General features: G+C 66.7%; 19 protein-coding genes and 2 pseudogenes. 13 read left to right on the top strand and 8 right to left on the bottom strand.

Annotation, left to right across the window (positions count from 1 at the left end):
* Positions 1-411 precede the first annotated feature (411 nt).
* Genes EJ068_RS28325 through EJ068_RS28315 form a run of 3 tightly spaced genes read left to right on the top strand, consistent with a single transcriptional unit; the run spans position 412 to position 4,183 of the window.
* Positions 412-912, top strand: coding sequence for a (2Fe-2S)-binding protein (locus EJ068_RS28325; protein ID WP_189342331.1), 501 nt, complete (start codon positions 412-414; stop codon positions 910-912).
* Entirely contained in the window at positions 909-1,892 is a 984-nt protein-coding gene (locus tag EJ068_RS28320) for a xanthine dehydrogenase family protein subunit M (protein WP_127252383.1), read from the top strand. Before EJ068_RS28325 ends, EJ068_RS28320 begins: the two co-directional genes overlap by 4 nt.
* Positions 1,889-4,183, top strand: a complete 2,295-nt coding sequence (locus EJ068_RS28315) for a xanthine dehydrogenase family protein molybdopterin-binding subunit (protein WP_129554943.1) — start codon at positions 1,889-1,891, stop codon at positions 4,181-4,183. Before EJ068_RS28320 ends, EJ068_RS28315 begins: the two co-directional genes overlap by 4 nt.
* Positions 4,184-4,684: 501 nt before the next feature.
* Here EJ068_RS28315 and EJ068_RS28310 read toward each other — a convergent pair.
* Entirely contained in the window at positions 4,685-5,695 is a 1,011-nt protein-coding gene (locus EJ068_RS28310; protein ID WP_127252387.1) for an NAD(P)-dependent alcohol dehydrogenase, read from the bottom strand.
* A gap of 96 nt (positions 5,696-5,791) precedes the next feature.
* Between EJ068_RS28310 and EJ068_RS28305 the strand changes: the two genes are divergently transcribed.
* The 3 genes from EJ068_RS28305 (at position 5,792) to EJ068_RS28295 (ending at position 8,009) form a co-directional block, all read left to right on the top strand.
* On the top strand, positions 5,792-6,721 hold the full coding sequence (locus EJ068_RS28305; protein ID WP_127252389.1) for a LysR family transcriptional regulator: 930 nt from the start codon (positions 5,792-5,794) through the stop codon (positions 6,719-6,721).
* Positions 6,722-6,853: 132 nt separating this feature from the next.
* Complete coding sequence (locus tag EJ068_RS28300) at positions 6,854-7,237, top strand: VOC family protein (protein WP_127252391.1); 384 nt, start codon at positions 6,854-6,856, stop codon at positions 7,235-7,237.
* A gap of 286 nt (positions 7,238-7,523) precedes the next feature.
* Positions 7,524-8,009 (top strand): hypothetical protein, encoded by a 486-nt coding sequence (locus EJ068_RS28295; RefSeq protein WP_245463261.1) that lies wholly within the window; start codon positions 7,524-7,526, stop codon positions 8,007-8,009.
* 32 nt (positions 8,010-8,041) lie between these two features.
* Here EJ068_RS28295 and EJ068_RS28290 read toward each other — a convergent pair whose 3' ends face one another.
* The 4 genes from EJ068_RS28290 to EJ068_RS28275 form a co-directional block, all read right to left on the bottom strand.
* Positions 8,042-9,937, bottom strand: a complete 1,896-nt coding sequence (locus tag EJ068_RS28290; protein ID WP_127252393.1) for a diguanylate cyclase — start codon at positions 9,935-9,937, stop codon at positions 8,042-8,044.
* 158 nt (positions 9,938-10,095) lie between these two features.
* Positions 10,096-10,854, bottom strand: coding sequence for a slipin family protein (locus EJ068_RS28285; protein ID WP_126083362.1), 759 nt, complete (start codon positions 10,852-10,854; stop codon positions 10,096-10,098).
* Complete coding sequence (locus EJ068_RS28280) at positions 10,851-12,221, bottom strand: nodulation protein NfeD (protein ID WP_126083363.1); 1,371 nt, start codon at positions 12,219-12,221, stop codon at positions 10,851-10,853. Before EJ068_RS28280 ends, EJ068_RS28285 begins: the two co-directional genes overlap by 4 nt.
* 223 nt (positions 12,222-12,444) lie before the next feature.
* Positions 12,445-12,756, bottom strand: coding sequence for a hypothetical protein (locus EJ068_RS28275; RefSeq protein ID WP_127252395.1), 312 nt, complete (start codon positions 12,754-12,756; stop codon positions 12,445-12,447).
* A gap of 642 nt (positions 12,757-13,398) precedes the next feature.
* On the opposite strand from EJ068_RS28275, the pseudogene EJ068_RS28270 reads away from it, so the two are divergent.
* Both EJ068_RS28270 and EJ068_RS28265 read left to right on the top strand, forming a co-directional pair.
* Positions 13,399-13,798: pseudogene (locus EJ068_RS28270) on the top strand (low affinity iron permease family protein).
* A gap of 172 nt (positions 13,799-13,970) precedes the next feature.
* A complete protein-coding gene (locus EJ068_RS28265) occupies positions 13,971-14,210 on the top strand; it encodes a hypothetical protein (protein WP_126083367.1) in 240 nt (79 codons plus the stop codon).
* 439 nt (positions 14,211-14,649) lie between these two features.
* On the opposite strand, the gene EJ068_RS28260 is transcribed toward EJ068_RS28265, so the two are convergent.
* Positions 14,650-16,077: an MFS transporter gene (locus EJ068_RS28260; RefSeq protein WP_127386180.1), complete on the bottom strand. Its 1,428-nt coding sequence runs from the start codon at positions 16,075-16,077 to the stop codon at positions 14,650-14,652.
* A 134-nt stretch (positions 16,078-16,211) separates the two neighbouring features.
* Between EJ068_RS28260 and EJ068_RS28255 the strand changes: the two genes are divergently transcribed.
* Positions 16,212-17,120: a LysR family transcriptional regulator gene (locus EJ068_RS28255; protein ID WP_127252658.1), complete on the top strand. Its 909-nt coding sequence runs from the start codon at positions 16,212-16,214 to the stop codon at positions 17,118-17,120.
* Between the two features lie 465 nt (positions 17,121-17,585).
* On the opposite strand, the gene EJ068_RS33755 is transcribed toward EJ068_RS28255, so the two are convergent.
* Positions 17,586-17,708, bottom strand: a complete 123-nt coding sequence (locus EJ068_RS33755) for a hypothetical protein (protein ID WP_281058744.1) — start codon at positions 17,706-17,708, stop codon at positions 17,586-17,588.
* Positions 17,709-18,282: 574 nt separating this feature from the next.
* The gene (locus EJ068_RS28250) at positions 18,283-19,218 is read right to left on the bottom strand and encodes a hypothetical protein (protein ID WP_127252656.1); all 936 of its coding nucleotides are present in this window, start codon (positions 19,216-19,218) and stop codon (positions 18,283-18,285) included.
* Positions 19,219-19,625: 407 nt separating this feature from the next.
* Between EJ068_RS28250 and EJ068_RS28245 the strand changes: the two genes are divergently transcribed.
* The 4 genes and pseudogenes from EJ068_RS28245 (at position 19,626) to EJ068_RS28230 (ending at position 21,839) form a co-directional block, all read left to right on the top strand.
* Positions 19,626-19,868: a hypothetical protein gene (locus EJ068_RS28245; protein WP_108702863.1), complete on the top strand. Its 243-nt coding sequence runs from the start codon at positions 19,626-19,628 to the stop codon at positions 19,866-19,868.
* A gap of 32 nt (positions 19,869-19,900) precedes the next feature.
* Entirely contained in the window at positions 19,901-20,134 is a 234-nt protein-coding gene (locus EJ068_RS28240; protein ID WP_127252655.1) for a hypothetical protein, read from the top strand.
* Positions 20,135-20,342: 208 nt separating this feature from the next.
* Positions 20,343-20,564 (top strand): annotated as a pseudogene (locus tag EJ068_RS28235) (alkylphosphonate utilization protein).
* Positions 20,565-20,687: 123 nt separating this feature from the next.
* Positions 20,688-21,839: an acyltransferase gene (locus EJ068_RS28230; RefSeq protein ID WP_245463260.1), complete on the top strand. Its 1,152-nt coding sequence runs from the start codon at positions 20,688-20,690 to the stop codon at positions 21,837-21,839.
* Positions 21,840-21,847 lie beyond the last annotated feature (8 nt).

Below are 21,847 nucleotides of genomic sequence, written 5' to 3'. Positions count from 1 at the left end.
CCAGCTAAATAAACGGAGGCTCCTCCGTTTTAGTGGAGTGCTTTTATCATATAACCAGGGGAAGCGTTATGTCACCTAGAGAAGGACGGAAAGCTTCGCCTGGCCGCTGGAGACAGGGGCATTCTTCGACGCCCGTGGTTGGCAAATCCGCTCGTGAGTTCGTCATCCCAGGGCGAAGCAAGGAGCGGAGCGACGCGGCGCAGACCCTGGGATCCATGCCATACCCTGCGAGCGCGGCTACGGTGCAGAATTCTGGCCCGTCGCGTCCTTCGGCAAACGTCACGGCATGGATCCTCGGGTCAAGCCCGAGGATTACGAACGCGAAGGTCGCCTCCAAGCGACCCTTGCCCCTAACCCCCCAAGCCCCATTTCCATCCGCTCAAGCGTCCAGCAATCGGAGCCCGACGCCCCATGAATGACCAAGTCACCATCAGTCCCACCACGCTTTCCGTCCATCTCACCATCAACGGCCGCGACCATACGCTGGAGATCGAGCCGCGCGTGACGCTGCTCGACGCGCTGCGCGACCGCCTCCACCTCACCGGCACCAAGAAAGGCTGCGACCAGGGCCAGTGCGGCGCCTGTACCGTCCATGTCGACGGCGAGCGCGTGCTCGCCTGCCTGACCTTGGCCGCCCAGGTCGAAGGCCGCGAGATCACCACCATCGAAGGCCTGGCCGACCAGGACGGCACGCTCAACGCCGTGCAGGCCGCCTTCCTCGAACAGGACGCCTTCCAGTGCGGCTATTGCACGCCGGGGCAGATCATGTCGGCGGTGGCCTGCATCCGCGAGGGCCATGCCGGTTCCGACGAGGAAATCCGCGAATACATGGCCGGCAATCTCTGCCGCTGCGGCGCCTATCCAAACATCGTCGCCGCCGTCCGCCAAGCCGCACAGGAGCTGCGCTCATGAGAGATTTTTCCTATTTCCGCGCCGACAATATCGAGGCCGCCCGGAATGCGGCCGCCCTGCCCGGCGCGATGCTGCTTGCCGGCGGCACGACGCTGATCGACCTCGCCAAATGCGGCGTCGCCGAACCTTCGACCGTGATCGACATCAGCCATATCGAAGGGCTCAACGCCATCGACGTGACCGCCGACCGCGCCGTCATCGGCGCGCTGGCCAGGATGAGCCATGTCGCCGACAACCCGCACGTGAAGAGCCTCTTCCCGGCCGTGTCGGAAGCGCTGTGGCAAGCGGCGTCGGCGCAGTTGCGCAACATGGCGACCATCGGCGGCAATCTGATGCAGCGCACGCGCTGCCCCTATTTCCGTGATCCTGCCAATTTCCCGGCCTGCAACAAGCGCGCGCCGGGCAGCGGCTGCTCGGCGATCGGCGGCGTGACGCGCGGCCATGCGGTGCTTGGCGTGAGCGAAGCCTGCATCGCCACCTATCCGGGCGATCTCGCCGTTGCGCTCGTCGCCTTCGACGCCGAGGTCGATCTCGGCGAGCGCAAGCTCAAGGTCGAGGATTTCTTCCTTGCGCCGGGCGCCACCGCCGAGCAGGAGCACGACATCCGCCCCGGCGAGGTGATCACGGCCATCGAAATCCCCGGCTCGGCCGCCGCCAGGCGCTCGACCTACATCAAGGTGCGCGACCGCCAGTCCTATGAATTCGCCGCAGCCAGCGCCGCCGTCGGGCTGGAGCTCGAAGGCGACGGCCATACCGTGCGTGACATACGCGTGGCACTTGGCGGCGTCGCGACGAAGCCGTGGCGGGTCCGCGCCGTCGAGGACGCGCTAAGGGGCAAGGCGCTCGACGAAGCGACCGTCCGCGCGGCGAGCGAGCTCGCCATGGAGGGCGCCGTCGACCACGGCGCCAACCACTACAAGATCGCATTGGCGCCGCGCGTGATCGCGCGCGCCATCCTCGAATTGGGAGAGACGGCATGACCGTTCATGACATGAAGCACGCCGCGTCGGACAGCGCGCGCCTCGAAGCGGTCGGCGGACGCCTGTCGCGCGTCGACGGCCCGGCCAAGATCACCGGCGCGGCAAAATATGCCTTCGAGCAGCAGCTCGAAGGGCTGACGCATGCCGTGCTGGTCGGCGCTACAATCGCCGCCGGCAAGGTCTCGGCCATCGACAGCCGCGCGGCCGAGACCGCGCCTGGCGTTCTCGCGGTGCTCACGCCCGACACGATCATGGAACTGAACGGCGCATCGGACTGGCTGGGCAACCCGCCGTCGCAGCCGACCTACAACCCCCTCGCCCGCGAGGTCACCTATTCGGGCCAGCATATCGCGGCCGTGGTAGCCGAGAGCTTCGAGCAGGCGGTCGCAGCCGCGGCGCTGGTCAAGGTCTGGTATGACGAGACGCCGGCCATCGTCGATTTGAGCGACGGCAAGGCCGGCGACGGCATCCCGATCGACGCCATGACCAAGGAATGGGGCGATGCTGAAGCCGCTTTCGCCGCCGCCTCGGTGCGCATCTGCGCGGCCTACAACACGCCGCGCGAATTCCAGGCGGCGATGGAGCCGCATGGTCTGATCGCGCGCTGGGAGGGCGACGAGCTGACCATCTGGGAGCCGAGCCAATGGCTGGACGGCATGGCGCGCACTTACGCCGAGTGGTTCGGCGTGCCGTTCGAGAATGTGCGGCTGGTCTCGCCCTATATCGGCGGCGGTTTCGGGTCGAAGGCGCTGGCGCTGGCGCACAGCGCGGTGGCGGCGGCCGCAGCCAAGATGCTGGGGCGGCCGGTCAAGCTGGTGCTCAACCGCCCGCAGAATTTCACCTCCTATGGCGGCCGCGCCGCGACACGGCAGACGGTGGCGATCGGCGCCGACAGGGATGGCAGGATCCAGTCGATCGTGCATCGCGGCGTCAACGAGACGGCGGTCGACGGCATGTGGGTCGAACCGCTCGGCTCGGTCACCTCGATCATGTACGCCACGCCGAATTTCTCCTCGAGGCAGAATGTGGTGCGGGTCAACACGGTGGTGCCGGGAGCAAAGCGCGCGCCGGGCGAGAACCCGAGCGCCTTCGGCATCGAATGCGCCATCGACGAGCTGGCTCATGAGCTCGGCATCGATCCGCTGGAGATGCGGCTGATCAATTATGCCGAACAGGATCCACACGCGAAGAAGGCGTGGTCGACGCGCCAGTTGCGCGAGGCCTTTGCCGCCGGCGCCGAAGCCTTCGGCTGGGCGAAGCGCTCGGCGGCGCCACGCTCGATGTGCGACGGTCATCAGCTCGTCGGCTGGGGCATGGCCGCCGGCACGTATCCGGTGCGGCGCGCGCATGGCGAGGCGGTGGTGAAGATCCTTGCCGACGGTTCGGTCGTGGTCGAAAGCTCCTCCATTGACATGGGTCAGGGCACCTACACGATCCTGGCGCAAACGGCGGCCGAGACGCTCGGCGTTCCGGTGGAACGCGTGTCGGTGAAGCTCGGGGATTCCCACTTCGCCCGCGCGGGCGTCACCGGCGGCTCTCGCCTGGCGGGCGTCATGACCGGCGCCGTCTACAAGGCGGCCGGCCAGGCGCTGGACGAGCTGGTCGGCCTGGCGCTCTCCGATCCGCGCTCGCCGTTCCAGAAGCTGCAGGCGAACACGCTGCAAGTGCGGGACGGCCGCATCGCCTCGCCGCGCGGCGAAGGGCCGGAGCTGTCGATCGCCGAGTTCATGGCCGCTGTCGGCCGCGAGCAGATCGAAGCCAAGGGCGATACGCTGCCAGCCAGCACGACAGCTGAGGAGCGCTACGCGAACTACACGACCATCGCCAAGTCGATCCCGCACACCGAGGGCGACTGGTCGCGCTATTCCTGGTGCGCGCATTTCGTCGAGGTGCGGGTGGATGAGGATTTCGGCACGGTGCGCGTGTCGCGCGTGGTGTCGGCGCTGGATTCGGGCCGGCTCTACAATCCCAAGCTGGCGGAAAGCCAGTGGAAGGGCGGCATCATCATGGGCATCGGCCAGGCGCTGCTCGAGGAAGGCATCGTCGACCGCCGCCACGGCCGCATCGTCAACGGCAATTTCGCCGACTACATGCTGCCGACCAATGCCGACATTCCCGACATCCAGACGATCTCGGTCGGCATCCCCGACCCGCACTCCTCCGCCCTCGGCGGCAAGGGGGTTGGGGAACTGGCGATCGTGGGCATCGCGCCGGCGATTGCGAACGCGGTGTTCCACGCGACGGGGAAGCGGGTGCGGGATCTGCCGATTACGCTGGAGAAGTTGATTTAGGGGATCACCGTCGACGGAGCGCTTAATCTCCCCCCTGTGGCGGAGATGGCCGGCAGGCCAGAGGGGGGCGCCCTCTTTCACTTCGTCATTCTAGGGCGAAGCAAGGAGCGAAGCGACGCGCGCAGACCCTAGAATCCATGCCGTGACGGTTGAGAGCCACCACGGTCCAGAACGTTCATCGGCCAATCCCGTGAAGCAACTCGCACCCTTCCGGATTGGTCTTCTCGATCACCCGTGCCGTTGGCGCGACCGGCGCTTCAGCGATTTCTCTCAGTTGACGCTGCTGACGGCGACTATTCCGGACCGTTGCATTTCTTGACCAAGGTATCGGCATGGATTCTAGGGTCTGCGCGCGTCGCTTCGCTCCTTGCTTCGCCCTAGAATGACGAGGCATAGGTCGGCGTTCCTTCGCGCCCCCCTCTGTCCTGCCGGACATCTCCCCCACTAGGGGGGAGATCGGCCGTCGCCACGGCTTTCGCCAATCTCCGACGTCTGTCCTTCCTACCAATCCAGCCCGAACACCAGCTTGCCGAAATGCAGGCCGCCGGCTGCCATGTGGGTATAGGCTTCGGTCACCTCGTTCTGTGAGAACACCTTGTCGACGACCGGCTCGATGCCGGCGGCGCCGATGGCCCGCGCCGCGTCCTTGAGGTCGGACACCGATCCGGTGTTGTTGCCCACCACCTTCAGCGCCTTGATGATGATCGGCAGCAGGTTGACCGTCGCCTCGGCGCCGGTGACGAAGCCGATGGTGAACAGCGTGCCGCCGGGCGCGGTGGCGTTGACCGCCCGGGCGAAGGTGGCGGCGCCGCCTGTCTCGACGACGAGGTCGGCGCCGAAGCCGTCGGTCAAGTCCAGCACCTTGTCGTCCCAGTCCGGCGTCGAGCGGTAATTGATCAGGTGATCGGCGCCGAGCGCCTTGGCCCGCTCCAGCTTCTCGTCCGAGGACGAGGTGATGATCACGGTGGCGCCGGCCGCCTTGGCGAGCTGCAGCGTGAAGATCGAGACGCCGCCGGTGCCGAGCAGCACGACGACGGAGCCCGGTCCGACATCAGCGGCGCGGATCGCGTTCCAGGCGGTGGTGCCGGCGATGGGCAGCGTCGAGGCCGCCTCGAAGGAGAGATGCGCCGGGACCGGCACGACGGAATTGGCCGGGAGCGCAACATATTCGGCGAGCGATCCGGGCAGCGAGATGCCGCGCATCTGCCTCATCTCGTAAGGACGCGGCCGGCCGCCGATCCAGCGCGGCTTGGCATGGGCGACGACGCGGTCGCCAACGGCAAAGGTGGTCACGCCCTCGCCGAGCGCGACGATCTCGCCGGCGCCGTCGGCGACGGGTATGAGCGGGAAAACCGGCCCGGGATAGTTGCCGCTCGCCACGGCGACGTCGACGAAATTCAGGCTCGCCGCGCGCTGGCGGATCAGCACTTCGCCGCGCTGCGGTTCGGGCGTGGCGACGCTGGCGGCGCGGAAGGCGTCGAGCCTGGGCTGGGTGAGTTCGATGGCTTTCATGGGTTCACTCCGTGGGGCCGATTGACGGTTGAGTGAAGCTATCTGCTGCGCTATGCCTCGATAATTGTCGTCTTTTGCATTTGAGTATTGCAAATCATGCAACAATCCCACGAGCCCGCCGCCCTTGCCGAAATGGCCGCCTTCGCGGCCGTCGCCGAGGCGCATTCCTTCACCCGGGCGGCGGCGAGGGTCGGGCGCGACGCGACCATCCTGTCGCGCCGGCTGCAATCGCTGGAAGAGCGGCTGGGGGTACGGCTGCTCCACCGCACGACGCGCAGCGTGTCGCTGACCGAGGCGGGCGCGGAATTCCTGGTCCGCGTGCGCGCCATCCTGGCTTCTGTCGACGAGGCCGAAGCCGCCGCCTCCGCCCATGCCGGCGGCCGGCCGCGCGGGCTGCTCAGGCTGGCGCTGCCCGGCACGTTCGGGCGCATGTGGATAGCCCCGTTCCTGCCGCAGTTCCTCGCCGAATTCCCGGATCTGCGCATCGAGGCCGAATTCTCCAACCGCTTCGCCGATCTCGTCGCCGAGAATTTCGACGTCGCCGTGCGGCTGGGCAGCCTCGAGGATTCACGCCTGGTGGCGCGCAAGGTGGCGACGCGGCGCCGGCTGCTCTGCGCCGCCCCGTCCTACCTTGCTCGAAGGGGCATGCCTCAGACGCCGCAGGCGCTGCTCGAACATCCCTGCCTCGGCTTCACCGGCTTCCAGACCTTTCCGGTCTGGGAGATGACCGACCGTGAGGGCCGGCGCGCGCGCGTCGAGGTTTCCGGGCCACTGGTCAGCGACGACGCCGAGGTGCTGGTCGAGGCCGCCGTGCAAGGCGTCGGGCTGATGATGAGCACGGACTGGCTGGTCGGACGCGAGATTGCCGACGGCCGGCTGGTGCCGATCCTGGAGGACTGGACGCTGGCCGACGAGGGCGCGGTTTATGTCGTCACGCCCTCAGCCAAAGGCCAGGCCGCCAAGACCCGCGCCTTCGCCGACTGGATCGGCAAGCGATTTTCGCCCGAGCCGCCCTGGCGGCGATGAGAAGGCAACCTCCGAGATGTCGGCGGAAGTCCTGAGCGGGTGATCAAGGCATTCAGGGACCATGAACAAAAATTAGGAGCCTGGCGACATGCCGGCTAAACTGCTCACCCGCTCACGCAAGAGGCAACGCTAATGTCCACGACTGTAAATGTCCGCTACATGGTCAACGATGTCGAAGAGGCCCTCACCTGGTACACGAAACATCTGGGCTTCACGCAGCTTTCGAACCAGGCGCCGGCCTTCGCGGATGTCTCGAGGGGAGCGCTTCGGCTGCTCCTCAGCGGTCCGACCAGTTCGGCGGGCAGGCCGATGCCGGATGGCGAGCGGCCTGGCCCAGGCGGCTGGAACCGCATCCACCTGATCGTCGAGGATCTTGCGGCCGAGGTTGGCCGGCTGCGGTCGGCGGGCCTCAGCTTCCGCAATGAAATTGTGACCGGGCCTGGCGGCTCGCAAATCCTGCTTGTCGATCCTTCCGGCAATCTGGTGGAATTGTTCCAGCCGGCCAAGGCCCGGTGATTGCAAACCCACGTCGTGGCGGCAAGGGCGTGGGGAACTGGCGATCGTCGGCATCGCGCCTGCGATTGCCTTACGGTGTTCCATGCCGCGGGGGAAAGAGTGACGGATCTGCCGACTACGCTGGAGAAGTCGATCTAGCGCCAGCCTATCCTTCGTCATGTATGGACGGCGCCTCTTGGGCAAGAGGGGCCGTCCATACATGACGAAACGAAAGGGTGGGAGATTGCGCGCTCGCCCGTTGTCGCCAATCCCTGTATGATCCACCGCATCACTAGGGGGAGCGATCATGAAACGCGGGCTGGCAACACTCATCCTGGCACTGCTCACCACCCTGCCCGCTCATGCCGCGTCCTGCTCCTGGTCCGCCAGGATGGAGGAGGACGAGGGCGGCAGGGTGATGATGGCCTCGGTCTGCGGCGGGCCGAAGGGCGATGCGCATCTGATGCTCGCCTGTTTCGGCAAGCCGGTGCTGAGCTACGATCTCGGCGCCGCGGGCGGACAGCTGGAGCCCGGCATCAGCGGCTCCTTCACCTTCAAGGCTGGCGACAAGAGCCTGACGGAGAAGCTCGAGCTGGAGGCGATGTACAACTACTTCACCACCGAGCTCTCCGGCCCCGCCGACCCGTTGCTTTCGCTGCTGCGCGGCAAGGGCGAGGTGACGGTCAGCGCCGACAAGTATGGCGCGACGACGTTTCCGCTGAAAGGCTCAGGTGCTGCGATCGGCAAGGTGCTGGCCGAGTGCGGCAAGGGTTCGGGCGGCGAGGCCGATTGACGCCTGTTCGAGGCCTTTCTCGCCGCGCTTGGTCACGCCTTGCGTGGAAGCGGGATCGGCTGGAAACCGACGTCCGGCTCGGCCAGCCGCGTGGCATCGCGTCCGCCTGCCTTGGCGGCGTAGAGCGCCTTGTCCGCCTGAAGAAGCAGGCTCGTCGGATTGTGGCGGGCGGTCGGGCCGCTGATGGCGATGCCGATGCTGATGGTGACGATCTTGTGCTCGCTGCGATCATGTTTCAGCGCCCGCTCGCGCACCGCGGCGCGCAAATCGTTGGCCACGCGGATCGCGCCGGCGGCCGAGGCCTCCGACAGGATGACCGCGAACTCCTCGCCGCCATAACGCGCCACGAAATCGGCCGAGCGCGTGCGCTGGCGCAGGCAATCGGCGATCTGGCGCAGGCACTCGTCTCCGGCGAGGTGACCGTAACGGTCGTTATAGGCCTTGAAGGAGTCGACATCGATCAACAGCAGCGCGAATTCCCGGTCGGACTGGCTTGCCTCCGCAACGACACCGGCCAGCTTCTGATCGAAGGCGCGGCGGTTGCCGACGCCAAGCAGCGGATCGGTGTTGGCAAGCTGCGCCAGCTGGTTGCTGAGCGTGGTCAGCTCTCCCTCGGTGCTCTTGATCTCGGTGATGTCGGAGACGACCACAAGCGCCAGGCCCGCCTCTGTTGGCCGTGTCCGCAACATCAGCCAGCGGCCGTCGAACAGCTTGATCTGCTGCTCGCCCGGCGTGCGCAGCGCGCCGACCACATTGTCTATCCACTCCCGCTCGTGACCCTTGGGGATGCCCACCTGCTCGCCGGTCACCGTCACGGCTTCGAGGATGTCGCGCAGTCTCGTGCCGGGAACGCGCAGGTCGCCGGTGAGCGGGAAGAAGTTCCGGTATTGCTCGTTGCAGAAGATCAGCATCCCTTCGGCATCGAACATGGCAAGTCCGTCCGACATTTCCGACAGCGCGTAGGAAAGCTGGTTCTTGGCTTCGAGCAATGCCTGTTCGAGCTGCTTCTGCGCCGTGACGTCGCGCGTGACGCCGACGAGGCCGATGATGTTGCCCTCGACATCGCGCACGGGCGTCTTCGAGGTGGAGAACCAACGGAGATTGCCCTTCGCATTGGGGACCTGCTCCTCGAAATCGGCCATCCCCTCGCCCGTTTCCAGCATTCGCTGCTCGAGCTCAAAGAGGGTCTGGGCGCGAGCAGGGTCCGCTATGTCGAAGTCGGTCTTGCCCGTCATCTGGACCGGATGGTCGTAGCCATGGAAGGCGGCGACGGACTGGTTCACGGCGACGAACTGGCCGCGCGTGTTCTTGACGTAGTAGAAGTCCGGCGCCTGGGCGACCGCGGCGCGCAGCAGATTGCGCTCCTTGGTGACAAGCTGCGTGTGCAGCACGACGAGGCCGGCCACGGCGGTTGCCGCCATATTGAGCGCGATGAGCGGCAGCACGAGGCGCGCGTCGATAACGGGGACGGCCGTCTGCGGCAGGATCGAGATCGGTACCAGCCCGGACAGGCCAACGCAGACCGCAAACACCAGCACTTGCCAGGTGCGCGTCTGGCGGCGCCCGATGATGCGGTTGGCAAGAACGCCGGCGGCGAACGCCACCGCAATGCCGACCAGTCCGGCAGTGAGGCCTTGGCCGCCGATGGCGATGCGGTATCCCAGCGGAAAGGCGGCGGCCACCAATGCGCCCGGCAGGCCGGCGAACAGGCCGGCCGTCGCAACCAGCGACGTCCTGAGATCCAGCAGGACGCCCGGCCGAATCTCGACGGTCAACAGCATGGAGGCCAGCGCGCCCCAGCCCATGATGCAGCCGAAGACAAGCAGCCTGAACTTTTGCGAGCGCCCCTCAAGCCAGGGCTGCACGTAGTTCCAGCCGGAAACGAACAGCGCCACCGCAGCCAGATTTGCCGTAAGGTGTTGCCACATGACGCCGACCGACCTCCGATCGGGTCATTAAAAGCACCTGAAAAGTTGTTTCCGGGTTAAGGCCGCCACCCAAGGCGGTTCCCCGGTTGCGCCGCGAACGCGGCTTCCCCTTGGCGAAGCCCCTCCCCCACACGATGGGAAGGAGCAGGGTCAGGGCCTCACTTGCCATGCGCCTTCATGAACTGCCCGAGCAGTTCCACCGGCAGGGGGAACACCACCGTCGACGAACGCTCACCGGCGATGTCGTGCAGGGCCTCGAAATAGCGCAACTGCATGGCCTGCGGCTCGGTTGCCAGCATGCGGCCGGCCTCGACCAGCTTCGCCGCCGCCTGCTGCTCGCCGTCGGCGTTGATCACCTTGGCGCGGCGCAGCCGCTCGGCCTCGGCCTGCTTGGCGATGGCGCGGATCATGCTCTCATTGAGGTCGACATGCTTGATCTCGACATTGGAAACCTTGATGCCCCAGGCATCGGTGCGCTGGTCGAGTATCTCCTGGATGTCGCTGTTGAGCTTGTCGCGCTCGGCCAGCATCTCGTCGAGCTCATGCTTGCCGAGCACCGAGCGCAGCGTGGTCTGCGCCAGCTGGTTGGTGGCGGCCATGAAATCCTCGACCTGGATGATCGCCCGCTCGGCGTCGACGATGCGGAAATAGAGCACGGCATTGACCTTGACCGAGACATTGTCGCGCGAGATGACATCCTGCGGCGGCACATCCTGCACCACCACGCGCAGGTCGACCCGCACCATCTGCTGGACGAAGGGGACGAGGATGATCAGGCCGGGGCCCTTGACGCCGGTGAAGCGGCCGAGCGTGAAGACCACGCCGCGCTCATATTCCCTGAGGATGCGGATTGCCGCCGCCAGGAAAATGATCGCGGCCACGGCAATGATGAGATAGGCCACGTAACCGACCATCATTTTATTGCTCCGTTGTTGCCTGCATCGCGACGCCGCACCGTCAGCACGAGGTCGCTGACATCGATCACCTCGACACGGTCGCCGGGCTGCATGGGCTCGCCTGCCTTCGCCCGCCAGCGCTCGCCCAAAGCCAGCACATGCCCCTCGCCGCCCTGCCAGTCGAGAATCTCGACGGGAAGGCCGCGCATGGCCTCGCCGCCGACGCGCGGCGGATTCTTGCGCGCCGCCCAGACATAGGTGCCGGTGAGCAAGGCCAGGCCGAGCGTCAGCGCGGCGGCCGGGCCGATCACCGCCCACGACATGGCAAAGCCCGGCCCTTCGACCTTGAGCAGCATGGCGGAGCCCAGCAGGAAGGCGGCGACGCCGCCCAGCCCCAGCACGACGGTTGGGTTGAAGGCCTCGACGATCAGGAAGGCGACGCCGAGCAGCATCAGGGCGAGACCGGTATAGTTGATCGGCAGGAGGTTCAGCGCGTAGAGCCCGAGCACCAGGCAGATGGTGCCGATGACGCCCGGCGCCACGGCGCCGGGGCTGGTGAACTCGAAGACGATGCCGTAAACGCCGACCAGCATCAGGATGACTGCCGTGTTCGGGTCGGTGATGACGGCCAGCAGCCGGATGAACCAGCCGGGCTCCAGCGTCTCGACCGGCAGCCCTTTGGTCGCCAGCACCTCTTTCCTGCCGGCCACCTCGACGGTGCGCCCGTCGGCAAGCTCCAGAAGCTCGGTGGTGTCGCGGGCGACGAAGTCGATGACATGTTCCTGCAGCGCGGCGTTGGCCGACAGGCTCGCCGCCTCGCGCACCGCCTTCTCGCCCCAGTCGCCGTTGCGCCCGCGCATCTCGGCGAGCGAGCGGATGAGCGCCACCGCGTCATTGGTCACCTTGGCCATCATCGCGTCGCCGGCCGGCTGCCCGGTTGCGTCCTTCTGGTCCTTGTCCTTCTCGCCGCCTGGAAGCGACGGCAGGCCGCCGAGCTCGACCGGCGTCGCGGCGCCGAGATTGGTGCCGGGCGCCATCGCCGCGACGTGGGTGGCGTAGAGGATGTAGGTGCCGGCGCTGGCCGCGTGGCCGCCGGAGGGCGCGACATAACCGATGACGGGCACAGGCGAGGCCAGGATGTCGGCGATCATCTCGCGCATCGAGGTGACGAGGCCGCCCGGCGTATCGAGCTGAAGGATGAGGACCGCGGCATCGCGCCTGGCGGCGGTGTCGAGCGCCTCCTCGAGTTGCCTGGTGCTTGCCGGCCCAATGGCGCCGTCGACGGCGATGCTCAACGCAACCTTCCCGCTCCCGGCGGAGGAGAAGGCAGAAACGGCGGCCGCGCCCAAAAGAGCGGCGGCGAAGAAGGCCACTCGCGCGATGCTCACGCTCAACGCTCCATGGCTCAAATATGGGTTGTGTCGCCGCGAAGTCCAATGGGGAGTTGAGGCGCAACGCGCCATCTTGCCTCGCAAGGCCGCTCGAGCGAAATCACAAGGCGGCCAGCCCTACTCGGACGATCCGGCGCCGCGGGAGGCCTGCGCTAGGAATAAAATCGGGAAACAACGCGGCCGGCCCGTGCTTCGCTGCGCACAACCCGGCCGCGTTGCGTCAATAGTCGGAGTCGCTCTCGACCACGACCGGACGGTGATGGTGCCGGTGGCCGATCGAACCCGTGACGATCACGGTGTCGTCGCGGCGGTGGTGGCGGTGACGCCAGGCGCGCTTGCCATTGTCGTAAAAGGCGACCGTGCCGTGGTGGCGGTGGTGAAGACGGTGGCCCTCGTCGTTGATGACGACCGCCGGGCGGTGGTGATAGTGATGCCTGTTATGCGTCCTGATGACGACATCGGCCTCGGCCGCGGAGGCGACGGCGGGCGCTGCGACACAGAGCGCCAGGGCAGCAAGAAGCACTGTTTTCATTGCTCTTTTCCTAATTCCTGAATTCATCCCTTCGCCGGGTAAACCGCCGCCCGCCGCTTTGGTTCCCGCCCGGGTTGCATCCGCAATGGGACCGCGCCAGGCGGAAAGCACAGCCGGTGGCAGGCTCAGCTTTCGCGCCGACGCCGGAGCGCCATGTAGCGCAGGTAGGTCGTGGCGGCCGCGTCGCAGGCGCGCCGCCCGGGGCCGTTGGCCTCGATCATCGTTTGGCGAGCCGCGGCGGCAGGCCGTATTTGGCGGCGAAGAACGCCGGCTCGTAGGGTTGGTCGTCTAAATCATCTGTCGGTCTATCAAGGCTCATGTGTGCTCCCCTATCGGCGACGCGCGAAAAATCGGCGCGCGTGCCAATGCGAAGCCCTGGCTTTGGTTGCGGCGCTCGGTCCTCTTCGCACGCCCGTCCGACCTCAGTCCGACATCGCTTTGCGACCGTCGCCGGATTGGGGAACGAAAGCTTCCCAGCCTCGTTTGCCGGCGGGGAATTCGCGGCAGGGCGCCCGCCAAGAGGAGCAATGAACATGGACGACGATCGCAACAGTGTTCTGGAGGCGCGCTGGCTTCTGGCGGTGCCGGCATCGGTGCTGCTCACCGTGCTGGTAGCCGGCATGCTGCTCGGATAGTCGGACGATGAACCGCCTGCTCTTCCGCATCGCCGATTTCCTGTCGCGCCCGCCCGGCTTCTACGCGATGCTTGCCGCCAATGGCCGCCTGCACGCTGCTGGTGCCGCTCGGGCTTACAGGCGTGGTGACCTATGCCCTGTCCGTGGCGGCCATCATCATCACCGGGGTGGTCCTCATCCAGGGCTACCGGGACACCGCCGCCATCCACGCCAAGCTCGACGAGATCGTCATTGCGCTGAAGCAGACGCGCAACGACGTGGTCGGGCTCGAACATGCCGAGCCGCATGAGATCAAATCCAAGCTGATGGCACTGGAGATCGAGGCCGGGCGCCTGGCGGCGTCAGAGGCGTTAAACGGCGCGAGAGATGAGGCCGGCGCCGCAGTGGGTGGGGGTTCGTTGGGCTAGCTGAGGCACCGGCCGAAGGCGGAATGGGCACCGCCGCCAGGCAAAGATAGGCCTCTCAGGCGGCGGCGAAATTACGCGATCGCGGAAGCCTCCAGGAAGCCGTCCCGGCGTAGCTTTGTCACGCGGGCCGATCGGAACAAAATGCCGGGCACCGCCGTTTTTGGGGATGGTCATGTTCGCCCCGCTCGATATGCACGGCGAGAAGCGCGCCGATCTCCACCGGGCCGCAAGGCTGTCGATGCTGCATGAGCGCGTGGTGAAGCGCTTCGACAGGGTCGACCATTCAGCCGATGCCGTCGAGACCGCCGCGGCCGCATTCGTCGAGATCACGCATCGGCCGGCCGTCTTCGTTGCGCCATTCCGGCCAAACAGGAGACCTGAAACTGCGGCCGGCTGGACGCTCGGGCTGTAACTTCCCGAGGGACAGTGATCAGTGAGGCGGCGTGTTGCGTGCCCTGATCATATCGCGCCTTCTCAACTCGGCATATACCGCCTCGCGGTCCCCACGGTATCGCCCCAGCAATCTCATCGCCTCGTCGCGCTCCACACGCCCGAGTTTCATCATAAAGCGAAGTTCACGCTCAGGAATCAGAGGCTGAGCTTCCTGCCGCTGCCACCATGTTTCATGCATCGCTCGACCTCCCCGCCACGCCCACTCGACAGTCCGCGGAAGCGCTGCCCCGCCCTGCCCGTCTAGACGTTATAGACCATCCATGCGTTGGCCTGAGTGAGACTGCGCACACTTCTCAGCTCTGACATTTGCATTTGTTAACGGAGTCTCCCTTTCCTTCCCGCCGGGCATCGCCTCGCGTCCGCATCCTTGTGTCACAGCGCAGGCTGGGCTCCGGAAATCAGGCGCTGCAGCGCTCCCTCCGACCGCTGGCAACCGCAATTGCAACCGCGACGACGACCAACCCCGCAGCCACCGCAAAGGTCATCGCCATTCCGCGCGCGACGGCCGCCGGGGCCGCCGCCGCGATATCGCTCGTCCCCACGGCGAAGGCGAACACCGCGCCCATCACCGCCGTGCCGGTGACGAGGCCGAGATTGCGCGAGAGGCTGAGCATGCCCGACACCACGCCGCGCTCGCTTCTGTCGACATCGGCCATGACGGCGGTATTGTTGGCGGCCTGGAACAGTTGGTAGCCCGGCGTGAGCACGGCGATCGCCGCCGCGTAGCCGGCAACGCCGAAGAGGCCCGGGAGCGGTGTGAGCGCGGCGCAGCCGGCGACCATCAGCGCCAGGCCGGCGACGACCATCGCGGCCGCCCCCAGCCGATCGACGATACGCCCGGCAATGACGCCGCAGACCGCCGAGACCACGGGGCCGATCGACAGCACGGCTCCGGTCGCCGCTTCGCTCAGGCCCAGCGCGCGCGACAGGAAGAACGGGCCGACGACCAGGGTGGCCATCATCACCGTCGAGACCAGCGCGTTCATGGCGAGGCTCGGCGCCAGCACCCTGTCGCGCAGCAGCGCGAGCTTGACCAGGGGCGACGCCACCCTGGCTTCGGCGACGACGAACAGCGCCGCGCCGGCCGTGGCCGCGCCGAGCAGCGCCGCGTTGAGGCCGCCGAAATGGCCGCGCCCGATGGTCATGGCCATTGCATAGGCGCCGAGCGTGGCGGCGAGCAGCAGCGTGCCCGGCACATCGAAGCGGGCCTTCGCGCCCCCCGCCTGGCGCGGGATGCTTGCCGCTGGAAGGAAGCGCCAGGCCGCGAGCAGCGCGACGCCGCCCAGCGCGGCATTGACGAGGAAGATCGAGCGCCAGCCGAGCGCGGCGATCAGCACGCCGCCGAGCGAGGGGCCGAGCGCCGTGCCGATCGCCGACATGGTGCCGAGCAAGCCCATGGCGCTGCCGGTGCGCTCCTTCGGCACCGTCTCGCCGACGATGGCTATTGTCAGCGCCATCATCACCGCCGCGCCCAACCCCTGCACGGCGCGCGCGGCGATCAGCAGCGCCAGTGACGGGGCAAGCGCGGCGGCAAACGAGGCGGCGCTGAACAGCGCCAGGCCGGCGATCAGCAGCAGCCGGCGGCCGACGAGATCGCCGAGGCGCCCGACGCTGACGATCAGCGCGGTGATGGCCAGCAGATAGGCGAGCACCACCCATTGCACCGCCGGAAAGGAGGCGGCGAAGACCACGCTCAACGTCGGCAGCGCGACATTGGCGATGCTGGTGGCGAGCGAGGAGACCAGCATGGCCAGAGACAGGCTGGCCAGCGCGCCCGCCGTTGAATGGCTTACGGGCGCGGCGCGGGTCTCGGCAATATCGGCCATGATGTCTTCTCCGTCGGGTGAAACGCGCCGGGAAGATAGGCGTCCAGCCGATATGGCGGAACACGCAGCATTTGCACTTGATCAGTGCACGAAACGCCATGTCATCGAGCGACAACCATGCTATGGTTGCGCTTATGTCGCGACCCGATCTCAACCTGCTCGTCACGCTGGATGTGCTGCTTGCCGAAGGCAGCGTCGCCAAGGCGGCGCGGCGGCTGAAGCTCAGTCCTTCGGCGATGAGCCGGGCACTGGCGAGGCTGCGCGAGGCGACGGGCGATCCGCTTCTGGTGCGCGCAGGGCGAGGCCTGGTGCCGACGCCGCGCGCCGCGGAGCTCGGCGCGGAAGTCGGCCGGCTGGTCAAGGAGGCGGAAGCGATGCTGCGGCCCGCCGAGCGGCTCGACCTCGCCCGGCTCAACCGCAGCTTCACGCTGCGCAACAGCGACGGCTTCGTCGAGAATTTCGGCCCGGCGCTGCTGGCCCGCGCGTCGCGGGAAGCGCCGGGCGTGCAATTGCGCTTCGTGCCCAAGCCCGACAAGGACAGCGGACCGATGCGCGAGGGCGCGGTCGATCTGGAGACCGGCGTGATCGGCACCACGACCGGGCCGGAGGTGCGCTCGCGGGCGCTGTTCCGCGACCGCTTCGTCGGCGTCGCGCGGGCCGGCCATCCTTTGAGCGAAGGCCGCGTCACCGCCGCCCGCTTCGCGGCCGGACGCCACATATTGATCTCGCGGCGCGGGCTCGATCGCGGCCCGGTAGACGACGCGCTGGACCTCGCGGGGCTGACGCGAACGATCGCGACCGTGGTCGGCGGCTTCGCCGAGGCGCTGGCGCTGGCGCGGGGCTCGGACCTCATCGCCACGGTGCCGGAGCGCTATACGGGCACGCTGCGCGAGGGCCTGTTCACCTTTTCACTGCCGGTCAAACTTGCCCCGCTGACGATCTCGCTGTTGTGGCATCCGAGGCTCGATGCCGATCCGGCGCATCGGTGGCTGCGGGGGCTGGTGAAGGAGGTGTGCGGCGGGGCGCGTAATCCCGGCCCTTGAAAGGGATTGACGCGGCGAGGAACCAACGATGCGCCGCGGGAGGCACTTCGTTAACGTTAGCCTTTACTAACGTATACTGCGCGCAAGAAAAACCGTGCCGTTCATGGAACCCATGGCATGGTCAGCGCGTTGCCGGGCGCTTTTGCAACAGCCGGAGGCTCGCTTGGGCGAATTCAGGAAGTTCGCGTGCCCCCGGTGCCTGGGCGCCGGCAAGGTGTTCGAGTGTGAAAAGCAGGTGGCGTCGAAAAGCTCATGCTGTCCCTCGGGCACGTTGCGCGACAGTGCCCCGGACAACGGGTTTCCTGCCAGGCCTGCAACGGAACCGGCCTGCGCGGCTACGGCGCATCTCCTCTTTTGCAGGACTGAGCGGCGAGAGGTGAATCACGGCCGGTGCGGCTCAGGCCCGCGACCTTCGAATTCAAAGCGATCGGACAGAGAATAGTCGATCCGTTTGCCGGAATTGCTTTAGGCGCTGGCGCCGCCCATCAGCGCGGCGACCAGGGTCGCCAGGAAGACAAGCAGCCCCAACGCGACCCGGTCCAGCCACCCGCGCCGTCTGGCAAGGATCTCGAACAACCGATTGGCCATCGCAACTTCCCCCTTCGCTTGCGCCATACTCTACCATGCATTTCATGAGAACATCATGAAATGGCTCACAGAGCCTCCGATGCCGCTTCAAGGGAAAATCGGCCGCTGCCGGTGGCCCGATGCCGCGCTGCGAAATGCACCCAAAAAAAGTCGGGATCGAAGGGACAGTCCGTCTGGCGAAAAATCAGCTTATTCAAGCGGATACGCATATATGTGCGGCGCGGTATGCTGGACATCGGAAATGCCCGGAATTCCGCCATTTCATGGCTCTTCGCCGTGGCCCCAGCCTGACTGCCGAGCGTGCTTCGAGCGCGAAAAGGGCGGCTAAAAAGGCGCTTCTTGAGCCCTCGGCGACGGCGTTGACAGGGCACCGCGCCAATGGCACTCCGCAAGCACTGGTCACGCCATGACCGTTGCTGTTGGGGACGGACGGGGTTTCAGCAGCTTGGCGGCGGCGCCGGACGGGCGGGCACATGCAGTGTACCGCCCGCTCCTGGCCGGTCCCGGATTCCAGTTCTGCCGCTGCTTCCAACGTAACCGATCGCGCTTGCGCGCCGGGAATGACACAGGACAATTAGCCGGCATGCTGCAGCCAACGGCGGTCGAAGACATCGAGGATGGCGCGGAATTCGGCCGGCGGAATCTGGCCGACGTCACCCTCGCCGTCTGCACCGAGGAATCGTCCCAGCAGCCGGTCAACCGCCTCTGGATGCTCGATGGCGATGCCGAGCGCCGCCAGATCGGTGGCGAGCGACCCCTGCGGCAGCAGATATCCGCCCCATTCTGAGGTGCCGGGCACCGGGTCGCGCAGGCGCACCATGATGATCCTGGTGAACGAGGGCTGCGCCTCGGGGCCGATGATGGCCGTACCGCACATATAGCCGCCCAGCACGCTGCCCGGCTGCGACTGAGGGAACAGGCTGAAGAAGAACTGGGCATCGCCGCCGGCCTCCCTGACATGGATGTACAGGCCGCGCTTTGCCGGCGTCACCGGCCCGCTCAGAACGAGCTGGCCGGTCGGCAACGCCTCGCGGTAACGGGCAGTGAGACCGTGCACGCCCGGCCCGCCCTCGATCGACAGGCTGCCCTTGATAAGCTGCCCGCGATAGTAGGGTGACCAGGCGCGCGAATAGCAGGCATAGCTGCCGATGAGCGCGATGCTGCGGGCGCGGTCGTCATGCGCGGAGGCTGTCTCGAACTGCTGCGCGGCGTGCCGCTCCAGCGCCACCCGGTCGACACCGTGACGGGCGCAGATGGCGGCGGTGAAGCTCGGCAGATCGCTTTCGGCGATCCACGCGCCGGGCTGCTCCAGCCGCAGCAGCTTTGCCCAGTCTTCGTAGACGCTGAGTTCGCGCGGATGAGCCCTGCCCTGCAGCCACTTGTCGGCGCGGCCGAGATCGAATGCCGTCCTGGCGTTGACGCCCCGGAACGCTGCCGCGAGATCCTTGCGGGTCACAGTGCCGAGCAAGGCCGATGTCAGCCGCAGTTTCTGCGCGATATGTTGTGCCACCGAACCGCCCCCTCGGACCCCATGCCCTTCCGAGAATCATGCCTGGCCGCGGCCGCCCCCGGGCACGGCGTCGACTCGTGATGATACGCATGGTCGCGACGCTGCGCGCCGGACTTTCGTCCTGCGCCCGATGTCCGCATCCCAACCTTCCACAGGCCTATACCGCGGAAATTCCGCAGAATTCCACGCCCTTCCACATGGCCGCCCTTTGCCCCCGGGCAGCCGGCGCTAAGCTCGCTGCGGGCAAGGGGCAGACCGTCATGATAAACGCGCTGAATGTGGGCTTGAGCACGTCATCCCCTTCCTTCGCAGAGCTGTGACACGCTCGATTTCGAGCGACGCCGAATCCCGGCCAAAGCCGGCGACGAGCAAACCGTATTGCCACCTCATCCGGAAGGAATGTTCAGATGACCTCGACCACTTCTTCGACACTCACCTTCATCTTGTTTGTTTCAGGATGCATAGCGCTGGCGCTGCTGTTCATCAACGCGCCGCAGGGGGAATTCCAGTCGAAATACGTCAAGGCAACGCCCGCCACGCAAGGAGCGTCGCCCACCCGCATCGACATCGACAACGACGCGCATGCGATACGCTTCTATGTCGACGGCAAGCAGGTCGCGCTGCTCGACGCATCTGGCTTCAAGCCATGAGGAGGCCGCAGAGCCAGGAACGGAAACCTGCCATGAAGATCGTCCTATCCGCGCTGACGGCGCTTCTCCTTTCGGTCGCGCTGACGCAAGGGGCCGGGGCCAAGACGAAAATCGTGGTGACCGAAAAAAAGGCCGCCACGACTGGCAAGCATCGGCCGCCGCTCGATCAGACGGCAACCGGCGGCATCGTGCCTTTGGCGGGCCAGACGCCGGAGACCGGGGATCCGGGCCAGGCCTATCCGCAGCCGCTGGACCTGCATTTCTAGGCCAATTGCGGGAAATGCGCGGGCGAACGACCCGGCCAACAGCCACCCAGCCATCCTGAGGGCTGGGGGCTTAGCGCCGCTGGCACGGCGGTGCATGCCTCCTACGCGGACCTCACGGGCTGCGGTCCGCGGGGAAAGCGCGCGGCTTGACCAGGCCATTGCCGGCGCGATAGGCGGGCGCAGGCCATCCAATTGATGAAAGACCGCCATGACCGACCTTATCGTGAAAGACAGCAACGGCACGCCGCTGAAGGATGGCGACTCCGTGACGCTGATCAAGGACCTCAAGGTCAAGGGCACGTCCGAGACGATCAAGCGCGGCAGCTGGTGAAGAACATCCGCCTCAACGGCAATCCCGGCGAGATCGAATGCAACACCAAGCCAGGTCAAGGGCCTGGTGCTGAAGACGGAGTTCCTGAAAAAGGCGTGATTGCGGGATCCCATCTCCCCTTATGTTGCACTGCGTTAGATTTGTTGCATTGCGATAGCGGCGCATAGGGCCGAGGCTTTGCCTCAGGCGGGATACGAACGAGCATTCACGAGGTTCGTATTCGTGTCAGCATCGGCGCAGGATTTCCGACCCGATATCGAAGGGTTGCGGGCGGTGGCCGTGGCGGGCGTCGTGGCCTGCCATTTCGGCCTGGCGGCGCTGCCGGGCAGCTTTGCCGGGGTCGACATCTTCCTCGTTATCTCGGGCTTGGTCTCCTTCATCCTCTGGGCCTGGCCGACGAACGTTTCGCAGCCCTGGGCCCTCTACTTCTCGCCGCTGCGCGCTTGGGAATTTGCCGCCGGCGGCCTCGCATCGATGGCGCCGGCGCGGCTTTTGCAGGCGCGTCCGCTGCTGGGGCGGGCGTTGAGCCTGGCCGGCCTGACGATGATCGGGACCGCTTATCTCACCTTCAGCGAGGACGCTTCCTTCCCCGGCTTTCTGGCGCTTCTGCCTGTCGCCGGCACGGTCCTTCTGCTCAAGGCGGGAGCGGCCGGCGCCAGGGACGGCTATTCACCCGATTCCGAGCGGAATTGGGTGAATGCCGCCCTGGCGTTGTCGCCCTTGCAGTGGATCGGCAGGCTCTCCTATTCGATCCATCTGTGGCATTGGCCGGTCATCGTCTATGCCGGCATGCTGGCGTCGGAGCTGACGCCCATCAAGCGGCTCTATTGCCTCGCGCTGACGCTGGCGCTGTCCGCCCTTACCTGCCGCCTCATCGAGAACCCGATCCGTCGCAACGGCTGGCTGATGGCCAATGCGGCGCGGGCGCCGGTGCCGGTCCTCCTCCTGACCGGCACCGGCGTCGCAGCCGCCCACGGCAATGCCAGGCTTGCCGTGCGCGACCTCGATCCGCAGCAGCGAACCATCGCCGCCAGCGCGGCCGAGCCATCATGGCGGGACGCGGCGGCGACACGGCCAACGACGCCATGGCGGCGGTTGAGCGCGACATCGTCGACAGCATCCCCGACGCTGCTTACGTCGACCTCACCGACCGCTTCCGCAGCGCCACCGCCTGCCACGCCTTCCTCGACGGCAAGCTCGCCTTCCGCGACCAGCACCATATGGCCACGCCCTTCGCGGATCGCTGGAGCCGGAGGAGGAGAAAAGGGTGATGTCGAAGGTGGGAAGATAGGGCGACGACGCCCACGCGTTCGTCATCCTAGGGCGGAGCAAGGAGCGAAGCGACGCGCGCAGACCCTAGGATCCATGCCGTGACGCTAAGG

Origin of the sequence: Mesorhizobium sp. M2A.F.Ca.ET.043.02.1.1, from assembly GCF_003952405.1 — a bacterium.
GTDB lineage: Bacteria > Pseudomonadota > Alphaproteobacteria > Rhizobiales > Rhizobiaceae > Mesorhizobium.
Note: the sequence above shows the minus strand (reverse complement) of the source record. Positions and strands in the feature narration are given on the sequence as shown.